This is a genomic window from Myroides profundi (genome assembly GCF_000833025.1).
In the GTDB taxonomy this organism is placed as follows: domain Bacteria; phylum Bacteroidota; class Bacteroidia; order Flavobacteriales; family Flavobacteriaceae; genus Flavobacterium; species Flavobacterium profundi_A.
Genome location: NZ_CP010817.1, coordinates 2,746,718 through 2,772,705, shown reverse-complemented (window position 1 = coordinate 2,772,705; position 25,988 = coordinate 2,746,718). Strand labels below are relative to the sequence as shown.

The following is a 25,988-nucleotide window of genomic DNA, read 5'->3' as shown; positions in this document are numbered from 1 at the left end:
TTTTAGTTATAGAACTAAATATAGAAAATAGTTTTTTATTGACAATAAAGGGCAGTGTGTTAAAATCTAACAATGATAGTAATTACAATATATTTAAAGATTTGAATTATATATGATATGGTATAAAAGTTAAATTGACGTTTTGTTGCAATAAAAGAAGAGATAGAGAGTTATTTTAGATAAAATCTATATTATGAACAGAAGTATATTGATACTATTATTAGGGACTATTCTGTTAGGTAGTTGTAACACAGCTAAGAAAGAAAGTACAGAGAATGAAATAGAATTAAGTGATGTAGATAAACAACAGGAGGTAAAATATGAGTTGGCTAAGGGGTATTTTGTAAAAAATACAGTGGAGAATGATAAAGTAGAAAGTCTTCGTATTACTTCACAAGATCACTTTGAGTCTTACTTTGGTACTGCAGCTACAATGGGAGAGCAGGGAGTACCAACGCCTATTGATTTTAAAAGATCATTTGTCTTAGCTTTAGTAGGTCAGCCTACAGATAAAGATACTTCTTTTGAAATAAAGGAATTAGTAGCGAAAGGAGATGTGTTAGAGTTGTCTTATACAATTAAACAAAGTCAAGAAAATAGAAGCTTTACAATACATCCATGTATTATCTTAGTGGTGGATAAAACGAATGAGAAAGATGTTCGTTTTATAGCTAAATAAAGAGTAAACTGTTTCTACGCATGACAATAGAAGTAATAAAAAAAGAAGAGATCACAACTAGTGTTTGGTCAGGAGGTAAGACAAATGAGTATGTGATATATCCTCGAGATGCTCAATATGCAGATAAGGATTTTATATTTAGAATAAGCAGTGCTACTATAGAAGCAGTTCCTTCTGAGTTTACCCGTTTTAATGGATATAGGAGATATCTGTCTATGCTAGAAGGGGATTTTAAGCTATATAGACAAGGGAAAGAGGAATATTATACTACTCATACTCTTTTCTCTTTTGGTTCTGAAGAAGACATTACCTCTTATTCCTTAGGTAAAGATTTTAATCTAATGTTACATCAATCTATAAAGGATGAAGTAGTACAGATTAGTTCTGGTGGGGTGAGTACTAATGCTGTGTACCTATTTATATTCGCCTTAGTAGATAGTATTGCAGTGGTTAATGATGTGTGTTATTCAATGCAACAATATGATTGTTTATTAATCATTAATGAAGAGTCTGATGATATATCTCTTACTTTAGATCAGAAAGCTATTATAGGATATTGGTAAATAAAGAGCACTAAAATAATAGATTAATATTTGTCTAATATTAATATTATATAGTATAAAGGTTAAAAATTTTGATTTGTTTCTTTATTAGTGTGATTTTAATAATTTAGTTATAATTACTTAAGATTTGGATTACAATACAGTGTATTATATATAGTAACTTGGATTAAGATAACATTAAACTGAGTTGTATATGGAAATGTCTTATATCGTAGTGCCTTTAGTGGACTGTAATGAGAATGCTTTTAATCAAGAATTGAGTAAGTTATTTCCTTTTAGTAATATTGTTAGTGTGGTATGCCATCAGAAACAATTCCTAGTTGTATATAGAGATATCGATACTCTAGTCAATGGGGCAAAGGAAGTAAAAGAGGTATTCGCGTATGACAATGGGATAGAATCCTTCAGTAGAAGACATCCCTATCTAGATATAGCTGTTTTGCAAGTATTAGGAGAAGAAAAGAATTGTTTTTATGATGGATTTATCATGAAAAACAAGAAGAAAATAAAAGAACACAGTGGGATGCACAATGCTTATATCCCGATACTTCAGTATTTCATGCCTGATTATGATGGGAGTGATTTAAGTATCTTTTCAAGTAATTTTTAAAATCGTTATTACCAATAGTATTATCGTTTAAGATACCTTTTTATGGCGATATAATTATGTGGTTAAATTCACTTTCTTTGTAGTAGGAAAAAGAAAATTATGAATGTACAGATAGAGAGAATAAAAGATAAGCTTAGTACGATTAAGGATTTTGATCAGGAATATCAAGTTTTTGGAGCAAGTTCACATCAATATGGAATAGGAGAAGTAGTACGTCACACAGATATAAAACACTTTGAACAAGAGTATAATTTAGAGTTGCCAGAGGCTTATGTCGCTTTTCTTACTCAGGTAGGAAATGGAACTAATCAAGAAGATGCTTATGGGAGTAGTGCTGCAGGACCTTATTATGGTATATATCCTTTAGGGACCAATCTAATCGATGTATTTGTAGAGGATATTAAGAAGTCTATAGCACAAGCGTGTATTTTAGATCCTAAAATGACCAAGGAGGAATGGGAAGCATTAACTCTTGCTTTACAAGAAGACGATTTGTCTGATGAGGACTACTATGAGATTCAGAACAAGTTGTTTAGTGGTTTATTAGCCATCGGTACTCAAGGATGTGCTATCACGACCTGCCTTGTGATGAATGGGGAGCATCGCGGAAGAATAGTATATATAAATGAAGATTATCAACCAAGCTTCGCTTATGAAGCGCACTTCCTAGACTGGTATGAGCGATGGTTAGATGAGATTATATCAGGAGAATTAGTAAGTAAAGACGCTGGATGGTTTGGATATGCTAGAGGTGGAAGCAGTGAATTACTCTGGGAGTCATTTAAGACTATTGAAGATAAAGAGGAGAAATTAGAATATCTAGTTGGTCTAATACGAAAGAAAGAGATTAGTGAAGCTATTCTTCAAGAGATAGAATATGTTCTTTCTGAGAAGTGTGACGATGATATAAGGAGTTCTCTTACGATGATTTTGGCAAAAGTAGCGTTTACAAGAGCCATTCCTTTTATTAAAGAACTAATAGGTCAAAACCTTCTTGTCTCTTTAAAAATAATACATTGGTATGCAGAGGATAAGGCGTATTGGCTGCCGTTCATTACTCCATTAAGCGATACCATCGATGAGGAGGAGACTTTTCGTTTTTATACCTATGTCGTGTCAAAAGCAACAGATGATTACGGTGATTATATATTAGCAGGACTTCAATCTGCTAATCAGGCCATACGTGCAACAGCTATCTATACGCTAGGAGAAGCCAAGAACAAGAAGGACTATCTAAATCAGTTTATCAAATGTTTACATGACGATGATGAGAGAGTCGTTTTATATGCTTTACAAGGGTTAAAGGAAGTAAACGATGAGAGATTGTTGTCGTGCTATAAAGTGGTGTATAAGAAGTATAAGGATAGTGAAGAAGAAAATTATATTATAGTGAACTTAGAGCATAGACTTAAAGAGTTAGGACTAAGTTTGGAAGAATTAGAAAGATAATGGACGAGAATAGAAAGAAAAGTATAGGTAAATTTTTAAGTCTAGTGCTTAGACATGAGCCTAGTAAAATAGGAATACAATTAGATGAGAATGGATGGGCTGATGTAGAGGAGTTAATCAGTAAATGTAGTAAACATAGAGTATCGTTTACCAAGAAAGAGCTTGACGAAATCGTAGAGACTAACAATAAGAAGAGATATGCCTATAGTACTGATGGTACTAAGATAAGAGCTAATCAAGGACACTCTATAGCTGTTGACTTAGAGTTCGCTCCTCAAGAGCCACCACAGTTTTTATATCATGGTACAGCAGATCGTTTCTTGAATAGCATAGAGAAAGAGGGGATTAAGAAGATGAGTAGACAACATGTACACTTAAGCCAAGATAAAGAGACTGCTATCAATGTAGGTTCTCGTCATGGTAGAGTAGTAGTGCTTACTATCTTAGCGCATAAGATGTATGAAGAAGGAATAGTATTTTACCAATCTGCTAATGGGGTATGGCTAACGGATTATATCGATCCGAAGTATATCTCTAAATAAAGAGCATTAAAATTGTGTTAATGCTTGGCTATACTTGTTTTGATTACTTGAATATGTAAAAGAGATAAGTATTTTTGCACAGTAGGTTATTAGAGTTTAAGTAGTCTATTTGATTAAAATATAAAACACTTATTATGGAAAAAGAGAACCCGATTTTTTATGCAAAAGGAGATGACCCTATCTTAATAGAGGCATATAAGAAAGCTCAAGATACCTTCAAATACTTTTGGAGAGAGTTGTCTTGGGAATATAGAAGAATAGTACCTGCTTTTGATATGGCAAGTGTTAAAGTGGCTTTTACACAAGAGGTAGAAGGTGAAGAAGAGCCTGTAGTAGAGCATATGTGGATAGGTGATGTAGACTTCGATGGAGATATTATCTATGGAGAGTTATTAAATCAACCTAATATGCTTACGAATATAGAAGAAGGAGAGCAAATAGGGGTAACTCTGGATCAAATCAGTGACTGGATGTTTATTAGTCAAGGTAAAGCTTTTGGAGGTTTTACTGTGCAGGCTATGCGTTCTGTGATGACTGAAGAAGAGAGAAAAGAGCACGATGACGCTTGGGGATTAGAGTTCGGAGATTTTAATGATGTGGTTTATGTTTATGAACAAAAAGAACATCCTGAGAACCTTATAGAACACCCTATGAGTAAGAATATGAAAGAGAGCTTAGAGAAATTCTTAGATGAGAACCCTGATGAGGTAACGAATAAGGATGAGGCTGGATATACGTTCTTACACAAAGAGGTTATCTCAGGTAACCTTACAAGTGTTGAGGTATTATTAGCAAAAGGAGCTAATAAGAACGAACCAAATAATGAAGGTAAAACTCCAATAGACTATGCTAAACAGTTAAACTGGGAACATATCATCCCTGTATTAGGATAATCAGTTTTAAAATAAAAGTAAGAAAGCTCTAGTAAATAATACTAGGGCTTTTTTTGGTTAACGGTTGACAGTTAACAGTGTATTGTGGTTACTTTGTAGAGTTTTATGAGAGATGCTTTGCACATACTCTGCTTGCGCAGACTTTGTCAGCACGACATGGATGGTGGATATATATTACGGTTTGTGGTTGACAGTGTATTGTACGGTTTTTAGTTGCGGTATTTGGTATGTTTAGAGGATTAGTATATTTCCATTTATGATTATATTTGAACATCAGTAATAATCAAAATGACACATAAAGAATTTTATCAGATCGTATTAGAAACAGATATACACGTTAAGAGTCGTGTAGATACTTTAGCAGTTATTGGTAGTGATGAGGAGGTATTAAAGTTCTTGCTGAAATATAGCTTCGAATACGATGATGCTATCCATGTGATGTCTACTGTATTGTTGCAAGATATTCTAGATAAGGATATATTGCGTTTAGAGCCTTATTTAGACACTTTTATAGATAATGCAGAGTTCATTACTAATGAATCAAGTAAACGTCTGATAAGTCGTATATGTTGGTTGATAGCCAAAAGTAAAAAGCTAGTCTGTACTTCTGTTCAAGAAAAAAAACTAGTAGATGTCTCTCTACTGTGGCTGTCTAATGATTCTAAAGTAGCTTCAGAAGCTTTTGCGATGGATATTTTGATGTTATTAGGACAGCAGTATAAAGAGGATCTGAAGCTAATTAGCGAGGTGATAGAGCTGAATTATCCTCATCGAACAGTCGCTTATCAGAATAAAGCGAAGAAGTTTATGAGTTTTCGCAATGCTTTAGAGTAGTATTATTTAATACCGTTTTTCTTCAGGAACTTTAATGCCCAGTCATAATGGCTAGAAGTAGCAGATACAAGATAGGCTCCTAATGAGGTGCTTCCTGTCCAATGATATCTTTTCTTCTCGAATAATTCTTCGTTACTATGCTGTTGAATGATTTGAAGTACAGCGTTATGAGATTCTTTAATCTTTTGAATACTGTCTAGTACAGCTATATTCTGATACTTCTGATTAATAGCAATATTTAATTCAGGAGTAGTCTTCCACGTATACCCCTCAGCAGGCATAATTGGTTTGCTTCCTGACATACCTACTTGATACCAAGATATAAACATATTGTGCCATTCGTACAGGTGCATAAGTACATCTCTCACATTTTTGTTGAGACTCTCTTCTGTAAAATTGTCGTTTAAATGTTGGTTGTCTAAAGATTCAATTGTAGATATAAGTTTATTAAACAAATCATCAGACAGTGTTATTAATTCTGTTTTATTAGTAGGTCTTGCCATGGTAGTTTATTTAAGCGTATTCTTATCTAGTTGTTGTTGAATAGCAATCGCCAATTCTACATCTGATACGTTAAGCATATTGGTATTAATGAATATAGAAGTACCATGTGTTTTTAAGTTAGCCTGCATTGATTTCTTCTTGATCATATTCTTTTGTCTGGTGATATATTCTTCAGGATTTTTCACATAGATCAATACAAACTTCTGACTCTGAATTTTATAGAGTTCAACAGACGTAATATCCTGCCAAGGAATTAACCCATTGACAACAGCAGTGGCATTCTCAAGTACCCCTTGTTCATTAATGACAATACCTGGTTTATTACTAAATAATTTACTAATAAACATTATGGAAGCATATCCAAAGAATACTATAGCCAATACAGCTATAGCATAAGTCAGTTCTATAGAACCTAAGAAATACCTTCCCTTGTGATATAAACAGTTATAGAATACAAGTACTCCTGCTGCTACAAGTAATAAAGCTCCGATGAGGTACAAGAAAACTTTGCCTTTGCTAATCGAATAAGTAATTGGTAGTGAGGTATCCATGAGGTTATAACGTTAAAATGAATTGTTGCATTTCTCTCATTCTGTTTTTTAAAGGACTAGGTTCTATGATAAAGTCATATGCATGGATAAAACCGAATTTATTAGGAATGCTTACGCTTGCCTCATTACCTTTCTCTACTGCATAAAGTATAGATGAGGTATTGACCTCTGATTTAGTTATCTCTATCAGTTTTTTAGTAACCTCTGTGCCATATCCTTTACCTTGTTTAGAGGCTTTAATCCAAAGACCTATTTCAACAGATTCTTCATTGATATCGCTTAATCCACAGCTTCCGATAAACTCATTAGTTTCTTTGTCTAATAAAACTAATACTAGTGCTGTCCCATTAGTTATTTCGATGCGCGAGCGTCTGATGTATTCTTTTAGTAAAGGTTGATTACCATTAGCGTCAAAGCTTAAGAATCTCGTGATTTCAGGTGTTAGATTGGTTAAAAAGTCTTCTAGATAGGTATCTTCTACGATAACGTATTTTAGGTGTTCGCTAGTCCACGTCTTATCAAGAGAAATGATATTTCTCTGTTGATCCTTCACCATTTTAACTACAGTGAGTATGTCGTATATCAGCCCTTGTTCTATGTCATCACGTGCTACTAATTGTTCTAAGACGGGCTGATAAGCACATAAGACCTCTTTTGTATAATACCACGCATAGTCAAAGACTTTTTGCATATCTGTAGCAGCCCATATCATAGCATCCTGCTCCCTTGTTTCGAATTCAGCCCATAAGAAAGAAGAGTGGGTACTATATAGCTCTTGGATAGGAGGGATGTTATCAAATTCATTGCTATCTCTAAAAAGCTCCCATTGAAAGCCTATTGCCTTAGCAACTTTTAGGATAACACGTAATAACATATCTTGATTATAAGGCGTTTCTTTAAATAACTGAAATAAGCGTATCAATACAATAGGAGTAGTGGTAATCACTCCACCTTTATGTTCTATATTATTCGCTAAAGAAAAAAGAGCATATCTACTATCTCTAATATCACTGCTGATGGCTTGATCTAGCAACGGTGGCAAGTCATCTGCACGTCCGTTATAGTGTACTAAAAATTCCCAAGGAATGGTATTAAAGTCAATCTGTTCTAATTCTGTTATTTTATAACGCATAATCTATATTGTATTCAATTATTGAAAAAAAGTTCAAAAAACACTGTGCTCTTTGAACTTTTTAATTTCTTATTTATTACTTCTTTTTATTGTCCTTGCGGTACTGAAGCATATTAAGTATCTTCTCTTCACTGATGTTTCTCACGAAATCACTATGGTAAATATAACCTAATTTCTCAGCTATCTTAATACTTCCATGGTTATTCTTCTCTACGTTGTAGATTAGATAGTCCACTGTAAGGTTTTCGTTTACATAAGTTTCTAATGCAGTGATAAGTTCTTGTCCATATCCTTTGCCAAAAGCAGATTCTTTTAACCAGATACCAAGAGAGATAGACTCTTCATTCACATCGTGTATACCACAACATCCGATAAACTCTTTTGTCTCTTTATCTACTGCTACTAAAGTGATATCAGTACCTTGGTCTAATACACCTAAGCTATAATCAATAAAACCTTGTGTGTCTTCGATTTTACCTGTTGGTATAAAAGGTAAAAACTTAGCTACTGTAGGTGTTAACTCACGAAAAATATCTTCTTTAAAACTATCGTTTACTACTAGGTAAGATAGTCTATCAGAAGAAAATTGGATATCTCTACTAAATCCCATATTTGTTATTATTTATTCTTTTTAAAATGGCAGTACACAAAGTTCTGCTTGGTGTCAAATGGTGTAATATGATCTTCATAAAAGCTGTCTTTTAGTGTAAAAGACTCTTTAAAAAGTTCGTTCAAATCTTCTGTATTGTATTGAATAATCTCTAATCCACTACACTTCAGAGGTCCTTGTTTAGAGAACGTAGCGATAATAAGATTTTCTTTTGCTGCTTTGGCAACTAACTGTGTATAAGCTTGTGTTTCTTCAACTGTCAAAAAGTGAAACACAGCACGGTCATGCCACACATCGTATTGCTCATTAGGGGTAAAGGTAGTGATATTACTCTCTATCCACTTTACCTGATGAGCCTTGTCACCTAATCTCTTCTTCGCACGTTCTAGTGCTTCTCCAGAGATGTCTAACACTGTGATATCCGTATATCCCTCCTCTAGCAAGTAGTCAACTAAATTACTATCTCCACCACCGATATCGATAATCTTAACGTCTTTAGAGATATTACTATTCTCTATTAGGCGAAGTGAGTTAATCGGTTTTATTTGTGTCCAACTTACCTGATCTGGTGTTTTAGTTTTATATACACCTTCCCAATGTTCTTTTATATTCTCCATGACATTTAAAATAGTAAATAACAAAAGTAGTAATTCCTTAATCAAGAAGGAAACTGTCTTTTTGTTTTTTCGTGAAATCGTGATGTTGTGAAACCGTTTAGTCTATTGTATCAATATATGGTTTATCACATCATCTAAGAACATTCTGTCCATAAGGCAAGACTGTAAACTGCTTTGTGAAACCGTGATGTCGTGAAACCGCTGTTCCTTAGCCGTAGGCGATTTCCCTGCGAAGTGGCTCCCTGGTAAGCGAAGTTAGACATTTTTCATTTAATCAAGAACTACAAGCCAATACTATACTTAACGAGAAAACTTAAGATAACTCGAGTAGAAAACCTAAGGGCAAGGAGAATTTTATATCTGAATAGAATGTCAGTATGGAGATGGTAGGTTAATGTATAACTAGATGAGAGAATTTATATCTGATGTATTAGAGTAAAAACAAAAAAAGTCAGATAAGAGACTTACCTGACTTCAAATGATTAATTGAATTAGTTAGCGTGTATAGTTTTTATATCTATTAAATATGATCTATACTTAGATGTCCTGTATTAACTACTAATATCATAAAGATAGTAGTGGTGAACTGAACACTCTAATAACAAATATACGATTTATTTTCATTATTTATTGCCTAGAGGTTATTTAGATTCGTTATTGTTAGTTTAATAAAGTACTACGAGATTTATGATAAATGAAGATTACAAGGTAAGAGTTGGTAGGGAGAATGAGAGTTGAACACTAGAAAAGTGTCTTGTTTTAAAGAATGATGAGATCTAACGGATTATTTATTTAAAAATATTAAAAAAATATTTTTAAAGTACTTTGCTCATTTATAATTAAATATGATTTTGACAGAAGGAAATGATAGAAATACTACCTTTTTTATCTTCTCTAAATTTGCAGAACTCAAAAACTCGTAGTATGTTTGCACCGCATTAGAGAAGTAATGATCTAAGCAACGGAGAGGTGCCGGAGTGGTAACGGAGCAGATTGCTAATCTGTCATCGGGTAACCGATGCCAGGGTTCGAGTCCCTGTCTCTCCGCTAAGTTTTTCGGGGTGTAGCGTAGCCCGGTCATCGCGCCTGCTTTGGGAGCAGGAGGTCGCAGGTTCGAATCCTGCCACCCCGACGAAATAACTTAGCTTAAAAAATATTAGATGACCCAATCGGGGTGTAGCGTAGCCCGGTCATCGCGCCTGCTTTGGGAGCAGGAGGTCGCAGGTTCGAATCCTGCCACCCCGACTTATAGAGTGTTAAATTACTCGTAAATCCGTAAATATCAATTATTTACGGATTTTTTGTTTTTATATATATCAAAGTAATCCATAATAAATCAATCTAAATGTGAGCAATTAGGTGAGTTGAATTTTCAACCAAAAGAAGTGTAAATTTCACTCACCTACCTGTTTTTAGATGATTGAAAATCAATTGTTTATCCTGTGAGTAAAATGATTTTACTTGATGGATTTTGATTTTCTTTTGTTATACTTGAGTGAGTTATTTTAATAAACCATATCAAAACAGCTTGGTTAACATTAAAATAGATTGATATGAAGGCAAAAAACACTTTTGGTATACACTTTGTAATTCGTGCTATATCTTCATTAGACATCGAAATGTCTATGATTTATGCCCGTGTGACTGTCAACGGGCAACGTACAGAAATCTCTTTAAAAATTAAGATTTCATCACTATTATGGGATTCTGTTAGAGGGAAATTAAAAGGAAAAAGTAACGAGGTAAATAAAATCAATGAACATATTGAAAGGGTTCGTTCTTTAATAACAGATAGTTATCATACGCTTATTCAGCAGAAGAAAGTTGTATCAATTGGTACTGTAAAAACTATGTTCTTAGGAATGGATGATTCTCAGATGTCTGTTATAAAGTTAATAGAATACCACAATACAATTTCATTGGGTAAGTTAACTCAAGGAACATTGAAGAATTATACAGCTACTACTAAGTATATTAAAAAGTTCCTTTTTTCAAATTATAATAGAAATGATATCTTTTTAAATGAGCTTAATTATAAGTTTATTTTTGATTTTGAGAGTTATTTAAGAAGTTGTAAGCCGATACATAGTCATCAACCATTGAGTAACAATGGTATAATGAAACATTTAGAAAGAGTTAAAAAGTTAGTTAACCTAGCTGTTACTATGGAGTGGATTGAAAAAGATCCTTTTTCAAAGTTTAAACTTAAATATGAGAAAACTAGTAGATCTTTTTTATCAAGAGCAGAACTGGATATTCTAGTTAAGAAACGATTTAAAAGAGAGCAATTACAAGCTGTATTGGATATGTTTTTATTTTGTTGTTATACAGGCTTAGCCTTTATTGATATTTTTGAATTAAAACCATCTAATATTGTAGTTGGAAGTGATGATAAGTTATGGATATTCTCTCAACGTGTTAAAACTAAAATTACAATACAGGTTCCTCTTTTACCAGAAGTTCTAAAACTGATAGAGAAGTATAAGTGTAACTCTACTGCTATGGAGTTAGGGAAGATATTTCCAGTTATAAGTAATCAGAAAATGAATGCTTATTTAAAGCAAATCGGCAGTGTTTGTAAGATTAATAAGAATCTTTCGTTTCACATGGCAAGGCATACTTTTGCTACCACTTTGACCCTTAATAATGGAGTTCCAATGGAGTCTGTTAGTAAAATGCTAGGACATACTGCTATGCGTACAACACAGATTTATGCTAAAGTATTAGAATACAAATTAAGTGAAGATATGGAGAATTTACGATTGAAAATGAAAGATCAAGACTTAAGAGCATAAGAGCCAAATGTAACTTGCTACAACCAATTTTCAAAACAAATTGATTTTATATAGATTTTAGAGGTATTGTTATACTTTAAAACTTATAAAAATATGAATGTAGAGTTAATTACTAAAGAAGACTTAGAGCAGTTTAAAACTGATATTATCAATGAGATAAGACGTTATAGTCCATTTAATCGAAAGAAAGACGAACAAGCAAAGCAATGGATAAAGAGTTTTGAGGTTAGAAAGTTATTAGGTATCTCTCCTGGTACACTTCAAAATATGAGATTAAAAGGAACTATTCCTTATAAGAAAATAGGGGGCCTTATATTCTATCGATATGAGGATATAGTAGAAATGATGAATACAAAAGCCTGAAATTATTCAGGCTTTTGTTTTTTAGATATATTCTTTTTGTGATACAATAAGTACATTCTTGTATTCACTTAAGGTGATCTTGTTTGTGTGTGTTTAAATAATGGTATTTTTATATTCTGTAGGTGTGCATTTGACAAAAAGCTTAAAATACTTTGTGAAAGTCCCTCTAGAATTGAAACCACATTCTTCAGCTATAGCTTCAATTTTATAATTTGGTTCTAATTGTATTAATTGTTTTGCATGCTGTATTCTATAGAATGCAATCATTGTATAATAGTTTGTATTTAACTCATTGTTTATTTTTTTTGAAATTTCATGAACAGGGATTTTTACCTCTGTACTTAAAGTATTAATAGTAAAATCTACACTTAAAAATCGAGTTTTATTGTTTTCAAAATAATCTAATATTACTAGTGTGGATTCAGAATATTTATGTTCTTTTAAAAAACTAATAGACAGTTTTTTGGCTATATTATGTTTTAAGTAATTTATTAAAGTTAATAAATAATTAAGATGCTTTAGTGATTGAACATAAATGTTTAATAAAAAATGAGTTGTTAGTAAAATAATTGTAGTTATTGAGATATGATTTAAGTAAAGATGAATAGGTTGATGTAAGTATTGATTTATATTATTAGGCTTTAAGAATTGAAATATTCCTAATAGGGTAAGTATATAGGATAATGTGTAGTATATATTATTAGTTATTAGATTATTTTTAAACATAAATATACAGATAGTTTCTAAAGTTATTAGAGATAAATATAGTCTTATGCTAGTTCTGTTTATAAGGATTAATATAATTTGTACAATTATGTATAGATAAATATCAGTATGTGAATACATAATATTTATTATCTGTTTAATAATTAATAAAGAAATAATAAGGCAAAGAAATAACTTTTTCTTTAGTAGGGTGTTATTGTTTGAATTGATCATTTTTTCTTTTAAAGATAGGTTATTATAACATATTATGTTGTTATTGATTGGTAATGTTAATGTTTATTTATTAGTGTATTAGTTTTGATTAGAAAATAAAAAGTACTAGATTTGGAATAAATAATACTGTATCTACAAAGAATTAGTGTTTTAAGTAAATCGCCTGACTTAATGTTTAATTAATAATAGAAAGTAGATATGTATATCGTAGTTATATTTTTTACAATTCTTTCGATTGTTGTATTGAAGGAAGGTTTGTTGTATTACAGGGTGAAAAAAAAGAATATTGATTTTGTTGCTTTTAGATTATTAAGTAGATTCAATTATCTAATTGTTATACAGTCTTCCACCCTTATTTGGCAATTTATAGTTAAGAAAGATATTGGACTTTTCCCATTTTGGATGTTACTGTTCCTATTCTATGGACCTTATGTTTTTTTAATTATATACCATTATTTATTCAAAGAGAAAGAAAAGCTTTTTGGAGTTTATTTTAAAGATTATTATTTATCACTTTTTCTTTTTGTCTTACTTTCTTTTATAGTGTTTTATGTGAAAGACGATTTGAGATTTATAGAGGATATATGGTATTATTCCTTTTATGTGTTTGTTATGATGCATTTGCTTTTTTATGGAATAAAAGGATTTTATTTATTGAAAGATAGGTTGTCAGAAGCAGTAAGTAGTAATAGAAAGGAATTCAAGGCTATATTGTATTTGTCTTATTTGATAAGTTTTACTATTGTTTTTTCTATAATTATTTTTATTTTCTTAACTCTGTTTGATCATAATTATGATGTTTTATTTGTTTTCTCAATCTTAACTTTATTATGGCTTTATGTTATAGTTAGTACTTTTAGATACAATGTGATTTCAGATACTTTTAAAGTGGATTTTTTAACTCAAGATGAATCGTTTGAAATTTATAGTAACACTTCTGAAGTAATCTTAACTAATCAAGTAAAAAGGGAATCTTCTTTCTTAGATTATGATTTAATGCATAATGATGAGATTAAGATAAATGTATTTGAAGTAAATAAAGATGTTTGCGATAAGTATGATAAGGTTAGATTAAGTGAAGATTTTCTAGAACAGATAGATATTAAAGTTAAACAAGTTATTTTAGTAGAGAAAGCTTTTTTAGATCCTAATTTTAAAATTAGTGATTTAGCTATAAAAATTAAAGTCTCTAGATATTATTTAGCACAGTATTTTACCTATAAGCATAAAATGAGTTTTAGAGAGTATATTAATTCTTTAAGAATTAAAGAGATTCTTGATAAGGTAGATAAACTCACTTGTAAAAAAGAGATGACAGCAAATGAGTTATTCTTTCAAAGTGCATTTAATTCAAAGGCTTCATTTTTTAAGAGCTTTAAAAATGTTACAGGAATGACCCCAGCAGAGTATATTAAGTTAGTATAATTATTTAGGTTAAGCCAATTAGTGTAAAATACTAGTTGGCTTTTTTTATTTAAAGTGTATAATAGATTTTGTTAGCTAAATTATATAGTTTTTCCTACCCAATAGTATAGGAATTATATGTTAACTAGTTTCTTTTTTAGGTTTGTTATTTTGTAAAATATGATTTTTTGTTTTTTATTATATTGTTGAATAATAATTGTTTATGTGTTTTTTTTTGTTAGTCTAGTATTATAGGAGCTTACTGTTTTGTTATATGCTCAAGAATATAACAAAACAATACTTACAGGAGGAAGATTTTATCCAATTTTGTTATAAAGGTTAGGCGGATTATTAGAATATTAGTACTTACTCTTTACAGTTTTAGAAGTATAGTGTTTAGAAAAATTATAAAACCAGGGTATTATGAAAAACTTATACATATAGAATTATTTTATAATTCAAGAAGTTGATGTTTATTATCTAGAGTACTTATCTGATAGATTTAAATAGGAAGTTAGTTTTAATTTTTAATTATAGAAAAAGGAGCTATAGGAGTAAAGTTTAGTTTAAAAATGGTTGATTATATTTATCTGGGAGTATATAATATAATTATTCAACCTTTTTTGTATTTTTTATTAAATTGATTCTTTAAAATAGGTTTAGACAATACGTTTAGACCTATTTTTTTTTTGATACTTATTAGTGATTTACGAGTATTATTTGATTGTTAGTTTTATTATTTGATTGTTATGAAACAATTTCATTTTTGTTAATGTGTTCTTATGAATAACAAAGTGATACTTATTATAGTGCTATTGTTTTGAAATTCGTGTTAAATAAAATTTATGTAACATGAAAAAACAATTACTATGTGTGGCTGCATTTTTATTTGTGTTGTCACTACAAGCTCAAGTGGGTATTGGAACTAAAACACCTAGTAAGTCTGCAGAACTTACAATAACTTCAAATGATAAAGGATTATTAATACCAAGTATTCCTTTAAAGACTACTAATGACACTTCAACTATTTCAAATGGGAATGTCGAAAGTTTATTAGTTTATGCTAATAAAAAACAAGGGGACATAGAACCTGGATTTTATTATTGGAATAAAACAAAATGGTTAAAATTAACAGTTGGTGAAGATGTAAAGGATATTGTGATAAATAACTTTGAAGAAATTGTTAAGAATGAGACTGTTCAAAATATTTTAAAGACAGCAGGAGGAAATGTTTTTTATGATGGAAATAAATTTGAATACTTAGATCGTTCAGGAGCAAGAAAGGAATTATTTTTTTCAACAGTAGTTAAGGCCAATGAAACAGTAACTACGCTAGTGGCTGGTGCTGATGGTACGTATACCTATAAGTCAGAGGATGGGACAGAGACAATTATAAATATACCTAATTCTGTAATCACTCAATTTGAAACTATTATCAAAGATGAAACAGTTAAAAATGAAATTACAAAATTGTTGGGTAATAGTGGAGGAAATGTTTTTTACGATGGAACCAATTTGGAATATAAAGATGCTAATGGAGATAAAAAGGAAGTAAATCTTACCGATCTAATCAAAACCAATGAAACAGTTACAAAACTGGTGGATAATAATGATGGTACTTTTACATATTATAATGAAAAAGAAATTGATCAGTCAGGAGCCCCTAAACCTAATACAGGATTAAGTTTTAAAGTTCCAAGTTTAGATGCTCCTGTACTTGCTAGTTTTATAACTTCAGGTACTTATACAGAAAAAAGCTACAATTATGATACAATGACAGCCTCTTCTACAGCAGGTATATTTATGAATACAAATGCAGTTCAAGGAGAACTATTTAGATCTACATTTAAAACAAATTCAAATCCAGCAAATACAAAATACTTACAAGTTATGTTTGAAGTCGATTCAGGTATTACAACAATAGGAGGGTATATTGGAAACAATGAAGTTTATGCAAAAGTAGAATTTAGAGTATTAGTTAACAATAAGGAAGTTAAGCGTTTTGTAGATAAATTTTATAGATATGGAGGGTATAATTTTGGTTTAAACCAGGCTTATGATTCATATGTTGGAATGGTTTCTTTAGCAGATGTACCTAATTTATCAGAATCTAATACAGTGACAATAACAGTTCGACCAGCAAGTAGTACATTTCATAAAAATGTAGGTACTAATGACGGTTCCATTAAAGCAGGTGCAAATAAGGCTGTTACTTATAAAGCTACAGGAGTTGTTGTTCAAGTTTTTGAAAAATAGAGAAAGTCATGAGAAAAATACATTTATATATAATCTGTTTTTCTCTGTGGAACTTTGCTGTGTTTGGGCAGGAATCTGTAGAAGAAAAATTTATCAATCAAGGAGAGTTGATTGTATTGGAAGGAGGAATCTTAAGTATAGGTTATAATTTTGAGAATAGTATTTCTGGAAATTTCGAAAATAAAGGAGAGGTTTATTATTATGATCATTTTAAAAATGACAATCTTTTTTATCCAGGTACTTTATCAAAAAAGGCAAAAGTATATTTTCATCCCAAGAAAGAATTAATAAGACAAGAAATTTTAGGACAAAGTGTTAGTGAATTTCATAATGTAGAATTTAGAACTGATAATTCTAAGCAAAGTTTTTTACTTGGTAATGAAATTAGTGTTAAAGGAGAATCCAATTTTATTTCAGGAATCATAAAGGTTTCTGAGCAAGAAGGCATGTTTACTTTTTTGTCTAATTCTAAATCAATAGGCGCCTCAGATAAAAGCCATGTAGAAGGGTATGTAGAAAAACAAGGTAAGGATTCCTTTATCTACCCAATTGGGGATAGTGGCTATTATCGTCCAGCAAAATTATCTGCATCTTCTAGTGAAAAAGATTTATATATGAGTAGATATGTCTATTCAGAGGAAGATTTTTTCTTAGATAAGTCTAGTAAATCGGGAGTTATAGAGGATTTGAATACAAAAGAGTATTGGGAAATAAAACGCTCAGACTCTAGTTCAGGGAATGTATTATTAACACTAAGTTGGGATGATCGAACCACTCCATCAGAATTGTTGACAAACCCAGAGAAAGAATTACACATTGTACGTTGGGATGCTAAGCAACAGCTTTGGGTAGATGAAGGAGGAGTAGTTGATCTATCAAATAAAGAGATAACAACAATTTCAGGTTTAACAGGTTATGGGTATTTTACTCTAGCAAGGGTAAAAACAGACTTACTCTTAGAAGGAGATTTAGTTATCTATAATCTAGTATCTCCTGATGGAGATGGAAAGAATGATTATTTTATCATTGATAATATTAATCGTTATCCTAATAATACAGTAGAGATTTACAATCGATGGGGAGTTAAGGTATATGAGACGTCAAATTATAATAGTTCAGATAATGTATTTAGAGGTTATTCAGATGGACGTGTAACAGTGGAGAAGTCAGATAAATTACCTTCAGGAACCTATTTTTATATAGTTACTTATGAGTATAAAGATACTCAAGGCTCTCGTATGATTAAAAAATCAGGGTATTTACATTTAGAAATGGACTAAAGTTAGAATTATGGAATTGAAAAAGAGAATTATATTACTTGGGATGAGCCTACTAGGGGTAGGCTTAATCCCTTCCCTTTACGCTCAACAAGATCCACAGTATACCCAGTATATGTATAATACTAATATGATCAACCCTGCTTATGCAGGGAGTCGTGGAACACTGAATGTGTTTGGGATGTATAGAACACAGTGGGTAGGGTTAGATGGAGCACCTAAGACAGCGAATGTGTCTGTATCTACCCCTCTTGGAGAAAGTGGATTAGGACTAGGAGTGAACTTTACCAATGATCGCATTGGAGCAATGGATGAGAATAATATCTCTGTAGACTTAGCTTATGCAATAGACTTAAATGAGAATTACAAATTAGCATTCGGTTTGAAAGGAACAGCTAATTTATTAAGTGTTGATTATACAAAGCTTAACATACATAATCCTACTGATCCTGTGAGTCAAGAGAATATTAAGAATAAGTTTAATCCTAATATTGGAGCAGGACTTTATATGTATTCGGATAAGGCTTATGTAGGGTTATCAGTTCCGAACTTCTTAACTACGGATCGCTATGATGATAACGACATCACAACGATGCGTCAGAAGATGCACTTCTATTTAATGGGAGGGTATGTATTTGATTTAAGTCAAGATATTTTATTTAAACCAGCAGCTTTAGTTAAGGCAGTAAGTGGAGCACCATTACAGGTCGATTTAACAGCTAACTTTTTATTCTATGACAAGTTTACATTAGGAGGAGCTTATCGTTGGGATGCTTCAGTGAGCGCCTTGGCAGGATTCCAGATCAATGAAAATCTATTTGTAGGTTATTCTTATGATTTTGATACTACAACGCTTCGTCACTATAATTCAGGATCACACGAGATCTTCTTAAGATTTGAATTATTTAACCGTCGTAGTACAATTAATGCACCACGATTCTTTTAGTTATTAATTAATAATTAAGAAAAACATGAAAAGACAACTATTAAAAATAAGCTTGTTAGGTCTATTACTTTTGGCAGGAGTGAGTACTCAAGCTCAGAGAGTAGCAGAGAAGAAAGCTGATAAAGAGTATCAGGCTCAAGCATATATAGATGCAATAAGAATATATGAGCGAATTGTTAATAAAGGAAAAGCCAATGCAGATGTATTAAGAAAATTAGGTGATGCTTACTATTTTAATGGAAAGTTGCCTGAGGCTAATAAGTGGTATGAGACACTATTCGATGGAGAGTATGACGATAAAGGAAAAGAGCCAATTCCATCAGAATATTACTATCGCTATGCACAGACTTTAAAATCAATTGAGAACTATGATAAATCTAGAGAGATGATGGAGAAGTTCTCTTCTTTGGAAAGTAATGATTCTAGAGTTAGGTTATTTAAGTCAAACAAGGACTACTTACAAGAAATTGAGAAAAAAGAATCTACCTATGATATAAAACCTATAAATATTAATAGTGTTTATTCAGATTATGGTGCTACAATCTTTGATAATCAACTTGTTTTTACATCAGCTAGAAACTCACAAATAACAAAGTCTATTCATGAGTGGACCAATGAAAGTTTTACTGCATTGTATAAGGCAAGTATTAATAAAGATGATTCTTTATCAGAACCTTCTCTTTTTTCAAAAGAAATTACTTCTTTAGTAAATGATGCTACTGCTATTTTTACTAAAGACGGAAATACGATGTACTTTACACGTAATAATTCTACTTTAAAAGGGAAGAGGAAAAATAATAAGAATAAATCGTCATTACTTAAAATCTATAAAAGTTCTAAAAATAAAAAAGGTAAATGGAGTAAAGCCTTGGAGCTACCTTTTAATTCGGATAACTTTAATACAGCTCATCCTAGTTTAACCCCTGATGGTAAATGGCTTTATTTCTCTTCTGATAGAGAAGGGACTTTGGGGCAATCCGATATTTTTAGGGTACAAATATATTCTGATGGAAATTATGGGCAAGTTGAAAACTTAGGAAGTGTTATTAATACTGCTGGTCGAGAAACTTTTCCATTTATCTCTAGAGATAATTATCTGTTTTTTGCCTCAGATGGACACCCAGGGCTTGGGGGATTAGACATTTTTGTTTCAAAAATAAATGAAGATGGAAGTTTAAGTCAAGTAGTTAATATGGGGACACCTATAAATAGTCCATTTGATGATTTTAGTTTTTATCTAAATGATGTATCAGATAGTGGTTTTATAAGCTCTAATAGACCAGGTCTGAATGAAGGAGACAATATTTATTGTTTTAAAGTTAGTCAGTGTAATACCTTAGTTGATGGTATTGTCTATGATATTCAAACTAAAGAACTTATAAAGGATGCAAAAGTAACTTTGCTTGACAATTCTAATAATATTATTAAAGTTATTGTTACAGATTCTAAAGGAAGTTATTTATTTAATGATTTGGACTGCAAAAAACAATATACTATTGTTGCAGAGAGACAGGGATATAATAAAGTACAAGAGTCATTTGATATAACTGGTAAAGAAAGCTATAAGAGTTTAAAAATTGGATTGACTAAAGTAAAAGAATCTGTTGATGTAAATGATGATTTGTTTAAGAAGTTAAAACTCAATACTATCTATTTTGATTTTGACAAATCCTCTATTAGACCAGACGCTGCTAAAGAGCTAAGTAAAGTTGTAGAGATTTTGAAAAAGTATCCAACTATGAAAATAGATGTTCGTTCCCATACAGATAGTAGAGGAAATGATAATTACAATTATCAATTATCAGATAGAAGAGCAAAATCAACTATACAATGGATTATTAAGCAGGGAATTGCTTCTGATAGAGTGAAGGGAAGAGGCTATGGCGAAACAGAATTGCACAATAAATGTAGCAATGGAGTTAAATGTAGTAAAGAACAACATCAATTAAATAGACGTAGTGAGTTTATTATTTTAAGTCTATAGAAGGGGAGACTTATTATGATGATTACTATTATTTAGTATAGAAGTGTTTGTTTGTTTTTAAAGGATCCTAATATTTTAGGATCCTTTTACTAAGAAGTATTGGATGTTTAAAAAATGTTTTTTAATAATTAAATAGAAGTAAATATGAAAAAAGGAGCTATTGTTTTTTGTATATTTTTAATTGGAGTAGGGATGAATGCTCAATTAAAAGAACATATTTCCACTCCAGAATTATCTAAAAAAGTTGGAAGTACACCGATAAAGCAAGGAAATTGGATTGTAGGAGGAGCTATTGGTTCTACTGGCTATAGTTTCGAAGAAGAAAGTTTTAATATTAATATAGTACCTAGGACAGGATATTTTATCTCAAAAGGAGTAGCCTTAGGAATGGAAATAGGAGCAGGTTTACAAACAGTAAAAGCAGGAGATAATATTTGGAATTATAAAGTAATGCCTTTTGTACGTTATTATTTTCCAGAGGGAGCTAGTGATACAGGTCGTTTTTTTGGACAAGGAGCTTTAGGTATTTCAGGAGCTGAAGTTGGTAAGAAAAGTGATACTTCTTTTGCATTTAATATCAATGCAGGATATTCTCATTTTGTATCATATAATGTTGCTTTGGAAGCGATTGTTGGTTATAATTATAGTAAATCTAATCAATCTAATGCTTCTGCTCATAACGGATTAGGGGTATCGATTGGTTTTCAAATATTTTTAGGGAAGTAAGATAAAGAGAGAAATTAAATATTGTTAAATATGATTTCGTTGGTTTTTTAAGTTGTGATAAGTAATATTTGTTACAATGATTATTTTAGGAATTTTGTAGTAGAGCCAGTTAGAAAACTAACTGGCTTTTTTAGTTGTTACCATCAAGTAGTATTATTAGCTACTTTGCTAATGCGTTTATTTTATTGTTTTTTGTTTAAATATTATAATAGTTTAATATAATGGGTGAAAAATAGTTTAAAATTTAAAATTAATCAATATTTATTGTTTATGTTTTTTTAATTAATAAAAATTAACAATTATTATCGTTTAAATATGTGTATTGAGTGATTATACAATTGTTTTTTAAGTGTTTTTGTATTGTAATATTTATTGTTTATTTTATTTATTGTATTAATTTAGAAGTGAAATAATCGCCTGTTTTTTGTTTGTTTATAGGTGTTTGTGTTGTTTATAGGTTTGTTTTGTTTGTTGTGATTTTTAGATATATTTTAAAGTATATCATTTGTTACAAAGTAAGTTTTATAATAAGAATGTTTATTTTATCAGTTTTAAAATATGGTCGATTTTTTATTACATCGTTTTAATAATATTCTAGTTGTTATCTCATTAGAGGTAAATAAGACTATTGTTCTATTAAAGGCAAACACTAACTTTAATTTAATAAGTTTAAGCGTTGTGGAGATAAGGTACTGGAAGTATTACTTATTTGGAGCATTAATATTTTGGACATTCATATTCTTTTCCATCTTTATATGTAGGGTTGAAAAAAAGACAATAATTGGTTTAAGGTTTAATCAGATTGCATTTGTTTTAAACTTAATTATCAATACAGAGTTAGTAGATACTTACCAAGTATCAGAAACCGATCAAATATCCCCCGAGACACGATTGCGTTTAATAGAACTGATTAATTTATTTGAAAAAGAACATAGATATAAAGATCCTTGTATTTCATTAACATCCCTTGCATCAGAATTTGGTACCAATCGAAGTTATTTATCAGCTATATTAAGAGAGCGAAATAATGAAAACTTTAATTCATATTTAAATACACTTCGAGTAGAATATGTTATTACTCTTTTAAACCATGAGACAGAATTAAAATTATGTAAGATCGCATATATTTCTGCACTAGCAGGTTTTTCATCTCATAGTCAATTTTCAACTGTTTTTAAAAGAGTGAAAGGAGTTACTTTTTCAAAGTATCTCAAAGAAATTTAGAGTTTTTAGGATTCGTCAATTTGGTAGTGATTTGTGAAATCTATAAAAGTGAACCTACTGTTTTTGTTATTTACAAAAGTGTGTTTTTTTGTGAATAATTAAAATATTAAGCTTTTTTTTTGATGATAGTTTTTGAAAATAGTTTTCAATTTGTATAAACTTTAAAACTATAGTTATGAAAAAAAGATTACTTACAGTAGCACTTTTTGTTGGAGGATTAACAGGTGCTTATAGTCAAGTAGGTGTTGGAACTTCTGCGCCTATATCATCATCTCAATTGGAGATAAAAGCAATAGATAAAGGGGTTTTGATTCCACGTATAGAACTTACCTCATTAACTAGTTTTAGCCCAATAAAAGGAACTGAAGCAGAAAGTTTATTAATTTATAATACTGCTTTAGTTGGGACAGGTAATACCGCTATAGTTCCTGGCTTTTATTATTGGGTTTCAGAAGTAGTGGGGGCTAACCCTGTAGCAGCTCATTGGGAACGTATCGTAAATCAGAACCAATTAGACATAGCAATTGGTAATATTGCAAATTTTCAGACAAGTTTAGATAAAGTAATAGCACTTTTAAAGACTGCTTTTCCTGCAAATAATTTGACAGATCTTACTAAAACTGGAGATACTTATGGAGGAGGAATGGTTTTTACACCTGGAATCAATCCAATAGTTGAGTATATTTACTTTGACGGAAGTAATTATGTCAAAAAAAATATTACTAATGATATAATTAGTCTTATAAATGGTGTAGAACCTAAGACTTTATTAGTAAAGACAACAGATAATAAAAAACAATACTATATATCAGAGACTTATCTGATTGCAAATAATAATACAGAACCTACTCAAGCAGTAATAGATGGTTGGACAACTTTACCATTAGGGGTCTATCAAGTAGATATAATGGGAGGGGTAGTAAATAATATTAAAGAAATTATTAAATCTCCTATTAATATAACAGAAGGGACAAACACATTTACTACTGTCGAACAGTATATTCAACATATTGCATCTTTAATTGATGGAAATGTTATTTACAAGAATATTGGTACACAAGCAGATCCTGATTGGGAGTTTCAGTATTGGGATGGAACAATTTATAAGACTATTAACTTAGGAAGTTTAATTAGTGCATCAGAATCAAAAACAAGTATAGTTCAATCTACCGATAAGGCCAAACAATATTATATATCTGAAGTTTATCTAGGTGCTAATAATAATCAAGTACCGACTCAACAAGCTATTGATGCATGGACAAGTGCAAATTTACCTATGGGGGTTTATTACATTGATATACCTAATGGAGTTGTTCATAATTTTAATACAATTGTAAATAGTGCAGTAACAGTAAATGGGAATAATTACACTACACTTGAAAAATATATTGAAGAGGTGTCAAAAAATTTGCAAGAGGGAAGTACAAAGATTATTTATGACACTATAACAAACGATGTGGTTTTCCAAACTTGGAATAGTACGACTAAACAATGGGAAACAGTAGATAATACTAAGTTTAAGACAATAGTAAAGGCTAGCGAAACTCAAACAGTAATTGGCAAAAGTATAAATAATGTAGCATATGCTCCTGTTTTAGTAGATAGTAAGTCAGCAGAAAAGATAGTCTATGAGTATATTACAGAGAACACTCAAGTTAAGAACTATATCGATATGACAGCTGATGTTAAATGGTCTATTGAGAATAATACAGAAGTTCAAAATGCAATTTCTAATATTTTAAGTGCAGGTGGGAATGTCTATTTTACACGTACTGAGATTGTCGCAGGAACACCGAGTGGTCAATTGGCTATTCCCGCATTTTCTTTTTATACTATTAATGAGACTACTAAAGTTAGAGAAATTGTAGACATTTCCTCAGCAGTAGTATATGCAATTACTAATGCTACTATTGAACAAAAGCAAGAAATAAAAAATCAACTAGGTGATACTTACAGTAATACTGTTATTGTAAATACTGGAGATACCTGGATTGATGGAGGTAAAATATATAAGGGCATATATTCAGCTACAGTAGCTAAAGGTACTGCAGATGTATCAGCTATTACATTAAATGTTCCTTTAGGAAAAACAGTAGGGAATGTAGTGGAAATTAAGCTTTTAAATGCTGCAACTAATCAAATTATCAATACAGCAACAACAGATGTTTTGGTATCAGGAAACACTTTGACTTTTAAAATAGGAGTAGGGAATTGGTATGCACTTTTACCAGAGGTAATTGCAGCTGATTTCGCTATAAAAGTAGTTACAGACTACTCTGTAAAATAAAGTAATCTACTATTGATTCAAGCACTAAATAAGTATCTATATAAAGTGCGAAAGGAAATTATTTAAAATTTAGTAGTATGAAAAGTAAATATCTAGTAATTATTGTATTCTGTGCTCTTAATGTATTTACATTAAAGGCACAGAATGGTATTGGGACATCAAAACCTAATGGCTCTGCTCAATTAGAAGTAGTAGCAACAAATAAGGGGATTTTATTACCCAGAATAGCATTAAGCTCAGTAACACAGCAATTACAAACAAATATTGCTAATGCTAATTCTTTGATGATATATAATACTTCTAATGTTGTGTTACAGGGATTAAGTCCAGGGTATTATTATTGGCATGAGGATAGTAGTAATCAATCAAACAGTAAATGGATAAGAATAATTACAGCTGATGACAAACTTGTAAAAGCAAAGTTCTTTTATATGCCTTCTATTGTTATTAATACTTCAGTACTTGGTCAATTTAAGCGAAATCTTCACGCTGAATATATCGCTCAATTTACAGGGAAAACATTTGTAATGGATTCAAATGGAGGCACTGTTAATTCTAATTTATCAAGCCCGAAATTTATAAAAAGTTCGGGAGGTACTCCTGAGACTACTGCTCCAAATGAGATTCCTAATATGTCCTTACCTACTGATCTTTGGTACTATATAACAGATTATGATACTTCTGCCTTAGAAGGTTTAAGTATTGATCAAAATGGAGTATTAACTTATACAGTAAAAGGTACAGGAACGGATTACTCTTTTGTTAATGTTGTTTTTGTAATTAAATAGTTGTTTAATATTTAA

At 30.9% G+C, this 25,988-nt stretch carries 24 protein-coding genes and 3 tRNA genes; 21 read left to right on the top strand and 6 right to left on the bottom strand.

Going from position 1 to position 25,988, the window contains the following annotated elements; genetic code table 11:
• Positions 1–193 precede the first annotated feature (193 nt).
• The 7 genes from MPR_RS12215 (at position 194) to MPR_RS12185 (ending at position 5,570) form a co-directional block, all read left to right on the top strand.
• Positions 194–679 (top strand): hypothetical protein, encoded by a 486-nt coding sequence (locus MPR_RS12215; RefSeq protein WP_041892985.1) that lies wholly within the window; start codon positions 194–196, stop codon positions 677–679.
• Between the two features lie 20 nt (positions 680–699).
• Positions 700–1,242, top strand: coding sequence for a HutD family protein (locus MPR_RS12210; protein ID WP_041892983.1), 543 nt, complete (start codon positions 700–702; stop codon positions 1,240–1,242).
• Between the two features lie 193 nt (positions 1,243–1,435).
• Positions 1,436–1,852, top strand: coding sequence for a hypothetical protein (locus tag MPR_RS12205; protein ID WP_006261670.1), 417 nt, complete (start codon positions 1,436–1,438; stop codon positions 1,850–1,852).
• A gap of 99 nt (positions 1,853–1,951) precedes the next feature.
• A complete protein-coding gene (locus MPR_RS12200; protein ID WP_041892979.1) occupies positions 1,952–3,301 on the top strand; it encodes an SMI1/KNR4 family protein in 1,350 nt (449 codons plus the stop codon).
• Positions 3,301–3,843, top strand: a complete 543-nt coding sequence (locus MPR_RS12195; RefSeq protein ID WP_041892976.1) for an RNA 2'-phosphotransferase — start codon at positions 3,301–3,303, stop codon at positions 3,841–3,843. The genes MPR_RS12200 and MPR_RS12195 overlap by 1 nt, the downstream gene beginning before the upstream one ends.
• 134 nt (positions 3,844–3,977) lie before the next feature.
• Positions 3,978–4,736 carry a DUF2314 domain-containing protein gene (locus MPR_RS12190; protein WP_041892973.1) on the top strand — a complete coding sequence of 253 codons (759 nt, stop codon included), beginning with the start codon at positions 3,978–3,980 and terminating at the stop codon, positions 4,734–4,736.
• Positions 4,737–5,024: 288 nt separating this feature from the next.
• On the top strand, positions 5,025–5,570 hold the full coding sequence (locus MPR_RS12185) for a hypothetical protein (protein WP_041892971.1): 546 nt from the start codon (positions 5,025–5,027) through the stop codon (positions 5,568–5,570).
• 2 nt (positions 5,571–5,572) lie between these two features.
• Here the strand turns inward: MPR_RS12185 and MPR_RS12180 are convergent, their stop codons facing one another.
• From MPR_RS12180 to MPR_RS12160, 5 genes are all read right to left on the bottom strand, one after another.
• Entirely contained in the window at positions 5,573–6,073 is a 501-nt protein-coding gene (locus MPR_RS12180) for a ClbS/DfsB family four-helix bundle protein (RefSeq protein WP_041892969.1), read from the bottom strand.
• A gap of 6 nt (positions 6,074–6,079) precedes the next feature.
• Positions 6,080–6,625: an STM3941 family protein gene (locus MPR_RS12175; RefSeq protein WP_041892967.1), complete on the bottom strand. Its 546-nt coding sequence runs from the start codon at positions 6,623–6,625 to the stop codon at positions 6,080–6,082.
• 4 nt (positions 6,626–6,629) lie between these two features.
• Positions 6,630–7,757 carry a GNAT family N-acetyltransferase gene (locus tag MPR_RS12170; RefSeq protein WP_041892965.1) on the bottom strand — a complete coding sequence of 376 codons (1,128 nt, stop codon included), beginning with the start codon at positions 7,755–7,757 and terminating at the stop codon, positions 6,630–6,632.
• 76 nt (positions 7,758–7,833) lie between these two features.
• Entirely contained in the window at positions 7,834–8,367 is a 534-nt protein-coding gene (locus tag MPR_RS12165; RefSeq protein ID WP_041892962.1) for a GNAT family N-acetyltransferase, read from the bottom strand.
• An 8-nt stretch (positions 8,368–8,375) separates the two neighbouring features.
• Positions 8,376–8,984 (bottom strand): class I SAM-dependent methyltransferase, encoded by a 609-nt coding sequence (locus MPR_RS12160; RefSeq protein ID WP_041892959.1) that lies wholly within the window; start codon positions 8,982–8,984, stop codon positions 8,376–8,378.
• Between the two features lie 963 nt (positions 8,985–9,947).
• On the opposite strand from MPR_RS12160, the gene MPR_RS12155 reads away from it, so the two are divergent.
• From MPR_RS12155 to MPR_RS12135, 5 genes are all read left to right on the top strand, one after another.
• Positions 9,948–10,031 (top strand) — tRNA-Ser (locus tag MPR_RS12155).
• 10 nt (positions 10,032–10,041) lie between these two features.
• Positions 10,042–10,116 (top strand) — tRNA-Pro (locus tag MPR_RS12150).
• Between the two features lie 38 nt (positions 10,117–10,154).
• Positions 10,155–10,229 (top strand) — tRNA-Pro (locus MPR_RS12145).
• A 308-nt stretch (positions 10,230–10,537) separates the two neighbouring features.
• On the top strand, positions 10,538–11,779 hold the full coding sequence (locus tag MPR_RS12140; protein WP_041892957.1) for a site-specific integrase: 1,242 nt from the start codon (positions 10,538–10,540) through the stop codon (positions 11,777–11,779).
• Between the two features lie 93 nt (positions 11,780–11,872).
• Positions 11,873–12,142, top strand: a complete 270-nt coding sequence (locus MPR_RS12135) for a helix-turn-helix domain-containing protein (RefSeq protein WP_006261656.1) — start codon at positions 11,873–11,875, stop codon at positions 12,140–12,142.
• 93 nt (positions 12,143–12,235) lie between these two features.
• Here MPR_RS12135 and MPR_RS12130 read toward each other — a convergent pair whose 3' ends face one another.
• Positions 12,236–12,868, bottom strand: coding sequence for a helix-turn-helix domain-containing protein (locus MPR_RS12130; protein ID WP_235280444.1), 633 nt, complete (start codon positions 12,866–12,868; stop codon positions 12,236–12,238).
• A gap of 411 nt (positions 12,869–13,279) precedes the next feature.
• Here MPR_RS12130 and MPR_RS12125 point away from each other — a divergent pair, with 411 nt between their 5' ends.
• The 9 genes from MPR_RS12125 to MPR_RS12085 all read left to right on the top strand — a co-directional run bounded on the left by MPR_RS12125 (position 13,280) and on the right by MPR_RS12085 (position 25,973).
• Positions 13,280–14,506, top strand: coding sequence for a helix-turn-helix domain-containing protein (locus MPR_RS12125; RefSeq protein WP_082027832.1), 1,227 nt, complete (start codon positions 13,280–13,282; stop codon positions 14,504–14,506).
• A gap of 831 nt (positions 14,507–15,337) precedes the next feature.
• A complete protein-coding gene (locus MPR_RS18205; protein ID WP_052472739.1) occupies positions 15,338–16,741 on the top strand; it encodes a phage tail-like protein in 1,404 nt (467 codons plus the stop codon).
• Positions 16,742–16,749: 8 nt separating this feature from the next.
• A complete protein-coding gene (locus tag MPR_RS12115) occupies positions 16,750–18,021 on the top strand; it encodes a T9SS type B sorting domain-containing protein (RefSeq protein WP_041892953.1) in 1,272 nt (423 codons plus the stop codon).
• Positions 18,022–18,064: 43 nt separating this feature from the next.
• The gene (locus MPR_RS12110; protein ID WP_432416616.1) at positions 18,065–18,964 is read left to right on the top strand and encodes a PorP/SprF family type IX secretion system membrane protein; all 900 of its coding nucleotides are present in this window, start codon (positions 18,065–18,067) and stop codon (positions 18,962–18,964) included.
• Between the two features lie 25 nt (positions 18,965–18,989).
• A complete protein-coding gene (locus tag MPR_RS12105) occupies positions 18,990–20,948 on the top strand; it encodes an OmpA family protein (RefSeq protein WP_041892950.1) in 1,959 nt (652 codons plus the stop codon).
• 144 nt (positions 20,949–21,092) lie between these two features.
• On the top strand, positions 21,093–21,674 hold the full coding sequence (locus MPR_RS12100) for a porin family protein (RefSeq protein WP_041892947.1): 582 nt from the start codon (positions 21,093–21,095) through the stop codon (positions 21,672–21,674).
• A 558-nt stretch (positions 21,675–22,232) separates the two neighbouring features.
• Positions 22,233–22,898 carry a helix-turn-helix domain-containing protein gene (locus MPR_RS12095; protein ID WP_041892945.1) on the top strand — a complete coding sequence of 222 codons (666 nt, stop codon included), beginning with the start codon at positions 22,233–22,235 and terminating at the stop codon, positions 22,896–22,898.
• Positions 22,899–23,073: 175 nt separating this feature from the next.
• Positions 23,074–25,185: a phage tail-like protein gene (locus tag MPR_RS12090; RefSeq protein WP_041892944.1), complete on the top strand. Its 2,112-nt coding sequence runs from the start codon at positions 23,074–23,076 to the stop codon at positions 25,183–25,185.
• A 77-nt stretch (positions 25,186–25,262) separates the two neighbouring features.
• Positions 25,263–25,973 (top strand): phage tail-like protein, encoded by a 711-nt coding sequence (locus MPR_RS12085; protein ID WP_041892943.1) that lies wholly within the window; start codon positions 25,263–25,265, stop codon positions 25,971–25,973.
• The last annotated feature ends 15 nt before the right edge of the window (positions 25,974–25,988 follow it).